This is a genomic window from Marinobacter sp. G11 (assembly GCF_021282325.1).
GTDB classification, from domain to species: domain Bacteria; phylum Pseudomonadota; class Gammaproteobacteria; order Pseudomonadales; family Oleiphilaceae; genus Marinobacter; species Marinobacter vinifirmus.
Window position 1 is genome coordinate 60,704 of record NZ_JAJSPB010000016.1, and the last position, 13,889, is coordinate 74,592.

Annotated in this window: 10 protein-coding genes; 4 read left to right on the plus strand and 6 right to left on the minus strand. The window is 58.9% G+C overall.

The window, feature by feature from the left end; all coding sequences use genetic code 11:
- Window positions 1-14 precede the first annotated feature (14 nt).
- The 5 genes from LWH94_RS11650 to LWH94_RS11670 form a co-directional block, all read right to left on the minus strand.
- Window positions 15-572 (minus strand): cob(I)yrinic acid a,c-diamide adenosyltransferase, encoded by a 558-nt coding sequence (locus tag LWH94_RS11650; RefSeq protein ID WP_232902321.1) that lies wholly within the window; start codon window positions 570-572, stop codon window positions 15-17.
- Window positions 573-596: 24 nt separating this feature from the next.
- Complete coding sequence (locus tag LWH94_RS11655; RefSeq protein WP_232902322.1) at window positions 597-1,481, minus strand: ketopantoate reductase family protein; 885 nt, start codon at window positions 1,479-1,481, stop codon at window positions 597-599.
- A gap of 4 nt (window positions 1,482-1,485) precedes the next feature.
- A complete protein-coding gene (locus LWH94_RS11660) occupies window positions 1,486-4,338 on the minus strand; it encodes a valine--tRNA ligase (protein WP_232902323.1) in 2,853 nt (950 codons plus the stop codon).
- A gap of 386 nt (window positions 4,339-4,724) precedes the next feature.
- Window positions 4,725-5,237, minus strand: coding sequence for a DNA polymerase III subunit chi (locus LWH94_RS11665; protein WP_232902324.1), 513 nt, complete (start codon window positions 5,235-5,237; stop codon window positions 4,725-4,727).
- Window positions 5,227-6,717, minus strand: a complete 1,491-nt coding sequence (locus LWH94_RS11670) for a leucyl aminopeptidase (protein ID WP_094625647.1) — start codon at window positions 6,715-6,717, stop codon at window positions 5,227-5,229. The genes LWH94_RS11665 and LWH94_RS11670 overlap by 11 nt, the downstream gene beginning before the upstream one ends.
- Window positions 6,718-6,945: 228 nt before the next feature.
- Between LWH94_RS11670 and lptF the strand changes: the two genes are divergently transcribed.
- On the plus strand, window positions 6,946-8,049 hold the full coding sequence (gene lptF, locus LWH94_RS11675; protein WP_232902325.1) for an LPS export ABC transporter permease LptF: 1,104 nt from the start codon (window positions 6,946-6,948) through the stop codon (window positions 8,047-8,049).
- Window positions 8,042-9,103, plus strand: coding sequence for an LPS export ABC transporter permease LptG (gene lptG, locus LWH94_RS11680; RefSeq protein WP_232902326.1), 1,062 nt, complete (start codon window positions 8,042-8,044; stop codon window positions 9,101-9,103). The genes lptF and lptG overlap by 8 nt, the downstream gene beginning before the upstream one ends.
- A gap of 15 nt (window positions 9,104-9,118) precedes the next feature.
- On the opposite strand, the gene LWH94_RS11685 is transcribed toward lptG, so the two are convergent.
- Window positions 9,119-9,655 carry an RDD family protein gene (locus LWH94_RS11685; protein WP_022989562.1) on the minus strand — a complete coding sequence of 179 codons (537 nt, stop codon included), beginning with the start codon at window positions 9,653-9,655 and terminating at the stop codon, window positions 9,119-9,121.
- Window positions 9,656-9,760: 105 nt separating this feature from the next.
- Here LWH94_RS11685 and alaS point away from each other — a divergent pair, with 105 nt between their 5' ends.
- Window positions 9,761-12,391, plus strand: a complete 2,631-nt coding sequence (gene alaS / locus LWH94_RS11690) for an alanine--tRNA ligase (RefSeq protein WP_232902327.1) — start codon at window positions 9,761-9,763, stop codon at window positions 12,389-12,391.
- Window positions 12,392-12,494: 103 nt separating this feature from the next.
- The gene (locus LWH94_RS11695) at window positions 12,495-13,736 is read left to right on the plus strand and encodes an aspartate kinase (protein ID WP_058340610.1); all 1,242 of its coding nucleotides are present in this window, start codon (window positions 12,495-12,497) and stop codon (window positions 13,734-13,736) included.
- The last annotated feature ends 153 nt before the right edge of the window (window positions 13,737-13,889 follow it).

Here is a 13,889-nt window from a genome sequence, read left to right on the forward strand (position 1 = left end):
CAGGAATCCGGCCCTCAGAGACCGGATTTTTTTTGCTCCCAGAGAATTTCCTGGGCGCCGTCCCTGCGGGCCAGTACCCGCGCAACTACGAACAGCAGGTCGGACAGCCGGTTCAGATAGTGGCGGGAGGCGGTGTTGATGGAGTCTTCGTGGCCCAGGGCCACAACTACCCGCTCGGCGCGCCGGCAAACAGCGCGGGCCATGTGGCAATGAGCCGCAGCAGTGGAGCCGCCGGGCAGGATGAAGTTCTTCAGGGGAGGCAGGCCTTCGTTGTAATGGTCCAGCGTGGTTTCCAGCCAGGTGATGTGCTCATCCCCGATGACTTTGCTGCCCGGAATGGCAAATTCCCCGCCCAGATCGAACAGGTGGTGCTGGATGCGGCGAAGCACCTCAATCAGCGCATCATCCGCCGGTAAGGTTTCCACCAGGATACCGATATGGCAGTTCAGCTCATCGGCGGTTCCCATCGCTTCCACTCGCTGGGCGTTCTTGGCAATCCGGTTGCCATCGGCCAGGCCGGTAGAGCCATCGTCTCCGGTGCGGGTGTAGATCTTTGACAGGCGATTACCCATGGTTTGAACTCCCTTCTGTAGTGATCAGTTGAGTTGTTTTACCTGTTCGGTGAGCATTTGGTTCACTGGTACGGCAATGTTGTACCGGTGGCCCAGGCGAGTTAGATAACCGTTGATGAAGTCTATCTCGGTTTCTCGGCCCGCCAGCATATCTGCGCGCATCGATGACGTGTTTGCGGCGGTTTTCCGGGCTACGGCTTCGATGGTTTCCCGCAGGCTATCCGGAGTAACGGAGGTTTGCCCCGCGGCATCCAGAAGCTGGCTGATTTCCTGGCACATCGGATCGATCCATTTCAGATAGAACGGCTGGCCCAGAATCTCACCGTTGGGGCCGTCGAGCAGGGCGGTAAAGGCGTTGATGCCGGCATTAATAACCAGTTTCTGCCAGAGCCGGCCGAGAATATCCTGTTCCGGCTGGACTGCCAGGCCGCTGGTGGCAAGCTGTTGCGCCACCGGTTCTACATGGGCTTGCCCGGCAGGGTTAAGTGCACCTAGCCAGGTAGTACCGCGACCGGCGTGAACCGTCAGGCCTGCCTGCGGCCGGTTGGCGCCTTCGGTGGTGGAGGCCGCGAGCACAGGCCTTTCCGGCCAGGTTTCGGCAACTTGTTGCTGGCTCCCGAGTCCATTCTGGAACAACACGATGGGTGTTGATGATGGCACTGAGGGCAGGGCAGACGTGAGGGCTTCGAGGGTATCGCCGGCTTTGGTGGTTACCAGTAACAGGCCTGGTGACTGGCCGGGTTGAAGCCAGGGAACGGTGACGTTGAATGGCTCGCCTTCGATGGGCTGAAAGCGGTAGTGGACAGGTTCCGGGCGTTGGCCCGGGCGGGGCACAAACGCTACCTGCCATGCAGGTAGCGTTGCGGCCCAGAGCCGGCCCATGGAGCCGGCGCCGAGTATGGCAATCATGGCCTTACATGGCCTCGATTTCAGCCCGCTGTGCGCTCAGTCGCTGCAGGCTGCCCTGGGCATCCTTCAGCTTCTCTTTTTCCTTCTCGACCACTTCAGCCGGAGCCTTGGCGGTGAACTTCTCGTTGTTCAGCTTGCCTTCCAGGCGGCCGATTTCCTTGTTCAGGCGCTCCAGCTCCTTGTCCAGGCGCTTGAGTTCGGCGTCCTTGTCGATCAGGCCGGCCATGGGCACCAGCACTTCCATTTCGCCCACCAGCTGGGTGGCGCTCATGGGAGCCTTGTCGCCCTCGAACCATTCCAGCTTCTCCAGCTTGGCCAGGGACATCAGGAACTGGCGGTTGTCGTTCAGGCGGCGCTGATCGTCGGCGTTGCCGCCTTTGAGTAGCACCGGCACCGGCTTGCCCGGAGAGATGTTCATCTCACCGCGAATATTCCGCACGGCAACGATCACCCCTTTCAACCATTCAATATCCGCGGCCACGGCGGCGTCCTGTTTGCTGGCGTCCGGCTGCGGGTAGGGCTGCAGCATGATGCTGTCGCCCTGTTTGCCGGCCAGCGGCGCGATGCGCTGCCAGATTTCTTCGGTGATGAACGGCATCATTGGATGCGCCAGGCGCAGTACTGCTTCGAGAACCCGAACCAGCGTGCGGCGAGTGCCGCGCTTGGCCTCGGCGCTGGCGCTGTCGTCACTCAGGGCGGGCTTGGACAGTTCCAGATACCAGTCGCAATACTCATTCCAGATGAATTCGTACAGGGCGTAGGCGGCCAGATCGAAGCGGTACTGGTCCAGGTGACGGATCACTTCCTGCTCGCAGTGCTGAAGCTCGCTGATGATCCAGCGGTCCGCCAGGGACAGTTCTACTGGTTCGTTGTTGATACCGCAGTCTTCGCCTTCGGTATTCATCAGTACGTAGCGGGCCGCGTTCCACAGCTTGTTGCAGAAGTTGCGGTAGCCTTCCAGGCGCTTCATGTCCCAGTTGATGTCACGGCCGGTGGTGGCCATGGCTGCCAGGGTGAAGCGCAGGGCGTCGGTGCCGTGGGCGGCGATGCCTTCCGGGAATTCCTTCTCGGTGCGCTTGCCGATCTTTTCGGCCAGCTTCGGTTGCATCAGGTTGCCGGTGCGTTTTTCCAGCAGATCCGGCAGGCTGATACCGTCGATCATATCCAGCGGGTCGATCACGTTACCCTTGGACTTGGACATCTTGTCGCCGTGCTCGTCCCGGATCAGGCCGGTCACGTAAACGGTCTTGAACGGCACCTGCGGGGTGCCGTCTTCGTTTTTCATGAAGTGCATGGTCATCATGATCATCCGGGCAACCCAGAAGAAGATGATGTCGAAACCGGTCACCAGCACGTCCGTGGGGTGGAAGGTTTTCAGGCGCTCGGTGATCTCCGGCCAGCCGAGGGTACCGAAAGTCCACAGGGCGGAGCTGAACCAGGTGTCCAGCACGTCGTCGTCCTGTTTCAGTTCCAGATCCGCAGCCAGGTTGTGCTTCTGGCGTACTTCGTCTTCGTTGCGGCCGACATAGATGTTGCCTTCGGCGTCGTACCAGGCCGGAATCCGGTGGCCCCACCAGAGCTGGCGGGAGATACACCAGTCCTGGATGTCGCGCATCCAGGCAAAGTACATGTTCTCGTACTGCTTGGGCACAAACTGGATACGGCCGTCTTCTACAGCTTCGATGGCCGGCTTGGCCAGGGTCTTGGCATCGGCGAACCACTGGTCTGTGAGCATCGGCTCGATGATCAGGCCGGAGCGGTCGCCACGGGGCACGCTCAGTACGTGGTCTTCAATTTTCTCGACCAGGCCTTCGGCTTCCATGTCCGCCACGATCTGCTTGCGGGCGGCCTCGCGGGTCAGACCGGCATAGGCTCTGGGCATGGTGCCGTCGATGTCGGTGTTCTCGGTGCCGTCAGAGTTGAAGACCTCGGCGATGTCCCGGATATTCGCATCCTGGGTCATCACGTTGATCATCGGCAGGTTGTTGCGCTTGCCTACGGCGTAGTCGTTGAAATCGTGCGCCGGGGTGATCTTGACGCAGCCGGAGCCTTTTTCCGGGTCGGCGTGGTGGTCGGCCACGATGGGAATCCGGCGGTTTACCAGCGGCAGCAGTACATGCTGACCGATCAGGTGCTGGTAGCGCTCGTCGTCCGGGTGCACGGCCACGGCCGTGTCGCCCAGCAGGGTTTCCGGGCGGGTGGTGGCGACGATCACGTAGTCTTTGCCGTCCTGGGTTTTCTGGCCGTCGGCCAGCGGGTAGCGCAGGTGCCAGAAGAAACCTTTTTCTTCCTTGTTCTCGACTTCAAGGTCAGAGATGGCGGTGTGCAGTTTCGGATCCCAGTTCACCAGTCGCTTGCCGCGGTACACCAGGCCGTCTTCGTACAGGCGGATAAACACTTCCTGCACGGCCTTGTAGAAGCCATCGTCCATGGTGAAGCGTTCGTTGCTCCAGTCCACGGAATTACCCAGACGGCGCATCTGGCGGGTGATGGTGCCGCCGGAGTGCTCTTTCCAGTCCCAGATACGCTTGATGAATTCTTCCCGGCCCAGGTCGTGGCGGGTTTTGTCTTCTTCTGCAGCCAGTTTGCGCTCAACCACCATCTGGGTGGCGATGCCGGCGTGGTCGGTGCCCACGGTCCACAATGCGTTACGGCCCTGCATGCGCTTGAAGCGGGTGAGGGTGTCCATGATGGTGTGCTGGAACGCATGGCCCATGTGCAGGCTTCCGGTCACGTTGGGTGGCGGGATGGCGATGCTGTAGGAATCGCCTTCTCCGCTGGGGCGGAAATAGCCTTTGGATTCCCAGTTTTCGTACCACTGGCGCTCGATGTTTTCTGGCTGGTAGGTTTTTTCCATGGGATTATGCAGTGACCGTTTTGGTTGATTCACATAGAGAAATTCTGAATTGGCCGATTATACATGGTCGCCTTGATTGCGGCGAACCTTCGACGCTCGTCGGCGCTTCGGTATGGGTTCAGTAGCCTGCTAGATTGGTGCTTTGTGAGGTTGGGGACAGGCTTTCCAAAAACCGCTACGAGCACATCCATGTGCGCTTCTCTCCGGCCATCCATGGCCTACGAAATTTTTGGAAAGCCTGTCCCCAACCCCACAGATCGAATTTTTGCTGGTCGCTGGTGAGTATTGCTTTTTCTTTTTCGTTTTTGTCCGTGTGGGTCCGTGAGCGTCCGTGGCTAATAAATTTTATCTTTCCGTGTTTTTCCGTGTCTTCCGTGGCAAAAAAATCACCGCCGCCGCATATCATGCACCCGAGCCTCAATCCCCAACGCCCGCAGTTGCTTGTAATGCCCCCGAGCGAGGTTCAATACGCCCGGTTCGTTATGGGCCACCAGCGCCAGGCGACCGTACTGGTCAGCGTCGTCGGGCAACGTCGAGGACAGCACAATAACGGTATCCCAGTCCGTAGCCGCCGGCGGGTAGAGCAGGATGCCGACAGGGTCGGTGCAGGGGGTGGTCGGGTCTTTGGCGATGCTGTGGGGGATGTAGGCTTCAGGGGTGAAGTTCCACAGCAGGTCGTCGAGTTCTTTGGCGTGCTCTTCGGTGTCGCAGAGGATGCACACGCGGTCGCCCTGCTGCCAGGCTTTGTCCACCAGTTTGGCGGCGTGGAGGTTGCGGGCGGCGGGGGTGTTCTGGGCTAGGATGTGGAACCAGTAGCGTTGGTTTTTTTCGTCCCGGCCGGAGGGGCCGGCAGCTGGGCTGCCGGGCTCCGGAGTAGGGGTTGGCTGGTTATCCTGCATGGGACATCAGGTAGTCGACCAGCAGGGGTACCGGGCGGCCGGTGGCGCCTTTGGCTTTGCCGGAGTTCCAGGCGGTACCGGCGATGTCCAGGTGGGCCCAGCGGTAGTCTTTGGCAAACCGGCTCAGGAAGCAGGCAGCGGTGATGGTGCCGGCCGGCCGGCCGCCGATGTTGGCCATGTCGGCGAAGTTGCTGTCGAGCTGGCTCTGGTATTCGTCCCAGAGCGGCAGGCGCCAGGCGCGGTCGCCGGTGCGCTCGCCGGCGGCCAGCAGTTCGTTGGCCAGTTCGTCGTTGTTGGACAGAAGGCCGGTGGCGTGGTTGCCCAGGGCGATGATGCAGGCGCCGGTGAGGGTGGCCATGTCGACTACGGCAGCCGGGTCAAATTTCTTCACGTAGGTGAGGGCGTCGCACAGTACCAGGCGGCCTTCGGCGTCGGTGTTGAGGATTTCAACGGTCATGCCGCTCAGGGTGGTTACGATGTCGCCCGGGCGGGAGGCGCCGCCATCCGGCATGTTCTCGGCGGCAGCAATCACCGCGACTACGTTGATTTTGGGCTTGGTCTCAGCCAGTACTTTCATGGCGCCGAATACGCTGGCGGAACCGCCCATGTCGTACTTCATCTCGTCCATGCCTTCGCCGGGCTTGAGGCTGATGCCGCCGGTGTCGAAGGTGATGCCTTTACCCACCAGTACGTAGGGCTTGTCTTTGGCCTTGCCGCCACGGTATTCCATCACGATCAGGCGCGGGGGCTGCTTGGAGCCTTTGCCCACGGCCAGGATGGTGTTCATACCCATCTTTTCCATCTGCTTTTCATCAAGCACTTCGGTCTTGATGCAGTCGTGTTCCTTGGCCATGGCCTGTGCCTGTTCGGCCAGCCATACCGGGTGGCAGATGTTGGGCGGGGTGTTACCCAGATCCTTGGTGTAGTTCATGCCGCGGCCGGTGGACAGGCCCAGGTTGAAGGCATCTTTCAGGGCTTTGCCGGCACCGGAGGCCTGTACGGTCACTTTCTTGAGCTTGCGGGCCGCAGGCTTTTCACTTTTGAAACCGGTGAAGCTGTACAGCTGGTCTTCCAGGATGCGGCCAATCAGGTTCAGGCGCGCTTCTTCGTTGCTGACAGCATCTTCGCCCTGCAGGGCCGTGTCGGCCAGGCAGATCAGGGCGTTTTTGGACGGGCCGTCTTTCAGGGCGCCCATCATGGCGATCAGGGCTTTGCGGAAGTTGGCCGGTGTGCGGTCTGCATCTTTGCCGGTGCCGACCACAACCAGGCGCTGCCAGGGCTGGTCGACCAGCGGGATGGTGTTAACTGAAGCATTCTTGCCGGTCAGGTCGCCAGCTTTTTCGAGTTGCTTGATCAGCCCGCCCAGGGTTTCGTCTGCCTGTGTTGTGGTGTCAGGCCAGGTACCTTTTTCGGGGAGGCCGATGACCAGGCAATCGGTTTTGGTGGCGGCAATGGCTTTACTGCTCAGGCTGAAATTCATGGCAACTCCCGTTGTCAGGTTATTCTGTTTAGGTCCGCGCCGGGCGGGTTTGATCGAATGTTAATAAGGATTGGGGCAAAGCCGCGAATAATCAAGCGATAAGGCCTTATCGTTACGATGGCTTTAACGAGTTGTTCCTGTACTGTCATTCATTCCCAAGGTTACATAGAATACGCGCAGTTCCTCTTATCCTCCATCTCCTGAAAGGGCGCGGCCAGAGAGATCAGTTTGAGCATCATTTTCCGTTACCTCATCCGCCAGATCATGGTCAGCATGCTTGCTGTTTCCGGCATTTTGTTGCTGGTGTTCATGAGCGGCCGGTTTATCAAGTACCTGGCGAGTGCGGCTGAAGGCGAGCTGGCAGCGGGCGTGTTGTTCGCCATTATGGGCTACCGTTTCCCCGGTTTTCTGGAGCTGATCCTGCCCTTGGGATTGTTTATCGGCATTCTGCTGGCCTACGGCCGGATGTACCTGGAAAGCGAGATGACGGTGCTGTTCGCCTGCGGCGTCAGCGAGCGGGAGCTGTTGCAGAAAACCCTGGTGGGTGCGCTGCCGGTGATGCTGGTGGTGGGCGCAATGAGCCTGTTTATCTCACCCTGGGGTATGAAGCAGGTGGAACATATTTTCAACGAACAGCGCAAAGCCACCGAGTTTGAAATGCTCGCGCCCGGGCGATTCCAGGATCTCAGCTCCGGTACCCGGGTGACCTATACCGAAGCGCTCAGTGACGACAAGCGTGAGCTGCAGGGTGTGTTCATTGCCGAGCACGGTCGCAACGGTGAAGGCGTTACCCTGATTACAGCAGAGACCGGTTCGGAGTTGATCGACGAGAAAACCGGCAGCCGGTTCCTGATTCTGGAAGAAGGCGGCCGCTTTCAGGGCATGCCGGGGCAGCTGAATTACAACGTAACCCGGTTCGAGGCCTATGGCCTCAAGATCCAGGCCGGCGAAGCGGGTGATCGCGAGCTGGAAGAGGGCATCAGTACCCTGGATCTATGGCGATCAGACAACCTTGAAGATCGCGCCCTGTTGCACTGGCGCTTCTCCCTGCCGTTAATCGTTCCGATCGTTACCCTGCTGGCGGTTCGTCTGAGCCGGGTGAATCCCCGGCAGGGCCGGTTCTTCCATCTTTTGCCTGCAATGCTCGTGTACATCACCTATCTGGGCCTTCTGATCGTGGCCCGGGACGCACTGGCAGACGGCAAGGTGCCGGAGTGGATCGGCATGCTCTGGGTGCACGCGCTGTTCCTGGCGCTAGGGTTATGGCTGCATTTCGGGCCGGCCTGGCTGCATCGCCGCCGGCTGGAGAAGGAGGGCCGTGCCAGTGCGTAAGATCGACAACTATGTAATGCGCACCGTTGGCGGTGCCATGTTCCTGGTGATGGTGGTGGTGCTGTCGCTGGATGTGATCTTCGCCTTCATTGCCGAGCTGGAAGATACCCACAACGATTACCAGACGGTGCAGGCGCTTTGGTACGTGGCGCTCACCTTGCCCCGCAGGATCTACGATTACCTGCCGCTTGGCGCTTTTATGGGGTGCCTGGTTGGGCTGGGGGCCATGGCGAGTTCGTCGGAGCTAACGGTGATTCGCGCCGCCGGGGTGTCGCTGAAGCGGATTGTCTGGTCTGCCATGAAGCCGGCGCTGGTTATTGTGTTGTTGGGTGTGGCGATTGGTGAATACGTGGCACCCAACACCGAACGGCTCGCCCAGAGCGACAAGGCTATTGCCCTAGGGGCTGGCAAGAATGTGGCATCGGCCCACGGTGTCTGGCACCGGGAAGGCAATACCTTTATGCACCTGAATGCGGTGCAGCCGGATGGCGGCCTGGTAGGGGTTTCGTTGTTCCGGTTTGATGATCAGCGCCAGCTGGAGCAGTCCAGCTTTTCCGAGCGGGCGGTGTTCCAGGGTGATCACTGGTTGCTGGAGAACGTGGTGGTCACTCGCATGGAGGGTGAACAAACGGTGCGGGAAGCCCACGAAACCCTGCGCTGGGATACCGGCTTGTCGCCGGACGTATTGAGTGTGCTGATTGTGAAGCCGGAAAACCTGTCGATGAGTGGCCTGTATACCTACTCCACCTATCTGGGGGAGCAAGGGCTGACGGCGGCACAGTACTGGCTGGCGTTCTGGAAGAAAGCACTGATGCCGCTGGGTACGGCGGTGATGGTGCTGGTGGCGATTTCCTTTGTGTTCGGCCCCCTGCGTTCTGTAACCATGGGCTTCCGGGTGTTTACCGGCTTGCTGGTGGGTTTGTTGTTCAAATACATGCAGGATCTGCTCGGGCCCATGAGCATGGTGTACGGCTTTAACCCCATGATTGCTGTACTGGCGCCGATTGCCATCAATGCCGTGGTGGGTGCGGTGCTGATGAGAAGGGCCGGCTGAACCGGCCCGGAAGGCTTACTTTTTCGCGGCTTTTTCTACCTGAACCACAACGCTGTTGGAGGCCCGGTCGGTCAGTGACAGTCCGTTGATCGGGTAGAACAGGGCGATAATGGCGGGAACGCTGATCAGCAGGGTAACGGTACCGATGTAATGGCTTGCCAGCATGGTGAGGAAAACCACCGCCGAAGCTGTGCCGTAACGAAACAGGGCCTGGGTCCAGCTGACTGAAGTACCGTCCAGGTTTTCGATCCGAACCCGCCATACCTGCATACCCAGGGTCTGGCCAATGCGGGTCCAGAAGTAGGCAAAGAACAGATACAGCACCAGGAAGAGCACGAAGGTGAGCCCCGGATCGCCCGAGAGCTGGCCGGCCTCAGCCATTTGTTCGTACTTGTCCCAGCCCGTAATCCACCCGGCAATCATGGTATAAATCCAGGTGGCGACCAGCAGGACCGCAATACTGATCAGGCCATCGTAAATAATCGCCAGAGCCCGCTTGAGGGCGGTTGCCGGTGGCAGCAGTTGCTCGGCGTCATGAAAGCGTCGGGGCATGGGGTCTCCTGTGAGGTTTCACGTTTTTCCTGTTCTCGGCGTGTGCTAGAGTAGCGGATTTGCACACGCATGTAAGTATTGCTATTTCAAAGGTATCAAAGGTCTATGAAAACCGCAGAGTTGCGACAGGCGTTTCTGGAATATTTCAAACAGCAAGGTCACACCATTGTGCCGAGCAGTTCGCTGGTACCGGCAGACGACCCGACACTGTTGTTCACCAACGCTGGCATGAACCAGTTCAAGGATACCTTCCTTGGCCGTGAAGAGCGCGACTATAACCGGGCAACATCGTCCCAGAAGTGTGTGCGCGCCGGCGGCAAGCATAACGACCTGGAGAACGTGGGTTATACCGCCCGCCACCATACCTTCTTCGAAATGCTGGGCAACTTCAGCTTCGGCGATTACTTCAAGCGCGAGGCCATTAACTTTGCCTGGACCTTCCTGACCGGTGAGAAGCACCTGAACCTGCCCCAGGAAAAGCTGTGGGTAACGGTTTACGCCGAAGACGACGAAGCCTTTGATATCTGGAACAAAGAAGTTGGCGTTCCAACAGAGCGCATTGTCCGCATTGGCGACAACAAGGGTGCGCGCTACGCCTCCGACAACTTCTGGCAGATGGGTGACACCGGTCCCTGCGGCCCCTGCACCGAAATCTTCTATGACCACGGCCCGGACGTAGCGGGCGGCCCTCCTGGTAGCCCGGAGGAAGACGGCGACCGCTACATCGAGATCTGGAACGTGGTGTTCATGCAGTACAACCGCACCGCCGATGGCGAGATGCTGAACCTGCCCAAGCCTTCTGTGGATACCGGTATGGGCCTGGAGCGAATTGCTGCGGTGTTGCAGGGCGTTCACAGCAACTATGAAATCGACCTGTTCCAGGATTTGCTGAAAGCCGCTTCCGGGATTCTGGGTGGTGCAGCCACTACCGAGGCCTCACTGCGCGTCGTGGCCGACCACATCCGTTCCTGTGCCTTCCTGATTGCCGATGGCGTGATGCCGTCCAACGAAGGTCGTGGCTTTGTGCTGCGCCGAATCATCCGCCGTGCAGCCCGCCACGGTAACAAGCTGGGTGCGAACGAACCGTTCTTCTACAAGCTTACCTGTGCCCTGGTTGAACTGATGGGCGATGCCTATCCGCAACTGGTCAGCAGCCGCAAGCAGATCGAAAAAGTACTGCTGCAAGAAGAAGAGCAGTTCGCCAAGACCCTGGACAAAGGCCTGCGCCTGCTGGAACAGGATATTGCCGAGCTGAAGGGCACTGAAATTCCCGGCGAAACCGTATTTACCCTGTACGACACCTACGGCTTTCCGGTAGACCTGACCAACGATATCGCCCGCGAGCGCGGCCTGACCCTAGACTATGAAGGCTACGAAAAGGCCATGGAAGCCCAGCGTGACCGTGCCCGGGCTGCGAGCAAGTTCGGCATTGATTACAACGCCGCAGGCATCACCATCGAAGGGAAAACCGAGTTTACCGGTTACGACCACATCGACGGCCACGAGCGAATCCGCACCGTTCTGGTGAATGGCGAAGAGAAAACCGCCGAAGCCGGTGACGAATGTGTTGTGGTGCTGGAGCGTACTCCGTTCTACGCAGAATCCGGCGGCCAGGTGGGTGACACCGGCCTGCTGACCTGGAGCGGTGGCCGGTTCAAGGTAACCGACACCCGCAAAGAAGGCGATAACCACCTGCACGTGGGCACGCTGGTAGAAGGTGAGCTGTTCCCGGGGCTGGAAGTTGACGCGCGTATTGACCACGCCCGCCGTGAACGCACCAAGCGTAACCACTCCGCCACGCACCTGCTGCACGCAGCACTGCGCAATGTTCTGGGTGAGCATGTAACCCAGAAAGGTTCCCTGGTAGACCCCGACAAACTGCGTTTCGACTTCTCCCATTTCGAGGCGGTCACTGCCGAGCAGCTGAAAGAAATCGAACGCCAGGTGAACGAGCAGGTACTGGAAAACACCCCGGTTGAGATCGACGTTACCGATATGGAAACGGCCAAGGCCAAGGGCGCTATGGCGCTGTTCGGCGAGAAGTACGGCGATGTGGTTCGGGTTCTGAGCATGGGTACCGATCACTATTCTGTTGAGCTGTGTGGCGGTACCCACGTATCCCGCACCGGCGATATCGGTTTGTTCCGTATTACCTCCGAGAGCGGTATTTCCTCCGGCGTTCGCCGTATTGAAGCGGTGACCGGCTTCGGCGCCCTGGAATGGCTGGACGCCACCGAGCGCACCCTGCGTGAAACCGCCCGCCTGGTTAAGGGCACCCGCGAGACTGTCGTGGAGAAAGTTCAGCAGGTTCTCGACCGCAACCGTCAGCTGGAAAAAGACATGGATGGCCTGAAGGCCAAGCTGGCAAGCTCCGCCGGTAGCGACCTTGCTGGTAATGCGGTTGAGGTTGCCGGATTGAAGGTTGTGGCAGCAGAGCTGGAAGGTGCAGACCGCAAGGCCCTGATGGAAACCGCTGACCAGTTGAAGAACAAGCTGGGCGAGGGTGTGGTGGTGCTGGCCACTGTGGAGGATGGCAAGGTGACGCTGGTTGCCGGCGTAACCAAGTCAGCCACTGGCCGCATCAAGGCTGGCGACCTGATGAAGCATCTGTGTGCCCAGGTAGATGGTAAAGGCGGTGGTCGCCCGGATATGGCTCAGGGCGGTGGTAACGATCCGTCCAAGCTGGCAGAAGCCCTGGCCGGAGTTCCGGGCTGGGTCGAGCAAAATATCGGATAAGCAACTGTTTTCGGAAGCGGGCGGAGGTTTATAATTCCGCCCGCTTTATTTGACTGGCGGAGCCTGGCTCCGCTGTAAGGCCCGTTTCGGAGTTTGGGAAAGCATGGCTCTGTTGGTTCAGAAATTTGGTGGTACATCCGTCGGCACAACCGAACGGATTGAAGCGGTCGCTGACAAGGTGTGTCAGTTCCGCAAAGATGGTCACGACATTGTGGTGGTGGTCTCCGCTATGAGCGGCGAGACCAATCGCCTGATTGCCCTGGCTAACGACATTATGGAAGAGCCCACGCCCCGCGAAATGGACGTGCTGGTTTCCACCGGTGAGCAGGTCACTATCGCCCTGTTGTCTATGGCGCTGCAGAAACGCGGCTGTGATGCCCGGTCTTATACCGGCTCCCAGGTGCGGATACTGACGGACAGCAGCCACACCAAGGCACGCATTAAAGATATCGATGAGCAGAACATGCGCGCGGATCTGGATGCAGGTCGGGTTGTTGTGGTTGCCGGTTTCCAGGGTGTTGATGAGCGAGGCAATATCACCACGCTGGGCCGCGGTGGTTCCGATACCACAGCCGTTGCCTTGGCCGCGGCGCTGAAGGCGGACGAGTGCCAGATTTACACCGATGTTGACGGCGTTTATACGACCGACCCACGGGTAGTAGACAGCGCGCGCCGGCTTGAGCGAATTACGTTCGAAGAAATGCTTGAGATGGCCAGTCTGGGCTCGAAAGTGCTCCAGATCCGGGCCGTCGAATTTGCAGGTAAATACAATGTTCCATTAAGGGTGCTGTCCAGCTTCGCAGAAGGCGAGGGTACCCTGATTACTTTTGAGGATGAGAACGCCATGGAACAACCGGTTGTTTCCGGCATTGCCTTTAACCGTGATGAAGCCAAACTGACCATCTCCGGAGTGCCTGACACTCCGGGCAGCGCTCTGCGGATTCTCAAGCCGGTGAGCGATGCCAACATCGAGGTGGACATGATTGTCCAGAACGTGGGTGAGGATAACAAAACCGCATTCACCTTCACGGTTCACCGTAATGATTTCAAGCGTGCCCAGGACGTTCTGCGCGGCATCAGCACTGAAATCGGTGCCGGTGAAGTGGGCGGCGACACCAAGATTGCGAAGGTGAGCATTGTGGGTGTTGGCATGCGTTCCCATGCCGGCGTTGCAACTAAAATGTTCGAAGCGCTGTCTAACGAAGGCATCAATATTCAGATGATCTCCACATCGGAAATCAAGATTTCCGTGGTGATCGACGAGAAATATCTCGAACTGGCCGTTCGCGCACTGCACAGTGCCTTCGAGCTGGACAAGTCCGGGGTAGTAGAAGAAGGAATGTGAGGGCAGGGTGCCCTTTGCTTCCTCCTGAAGGTCATTGATGAAATCTATAGAGGTTGGAGATTGTATAAGTATTATTCCGCCTTTAGACTTCGCGGTGATCTCATTATAAAAGCAACAAGTACATAGAAATGTAGTCGGAACAGGTAGCTTTGG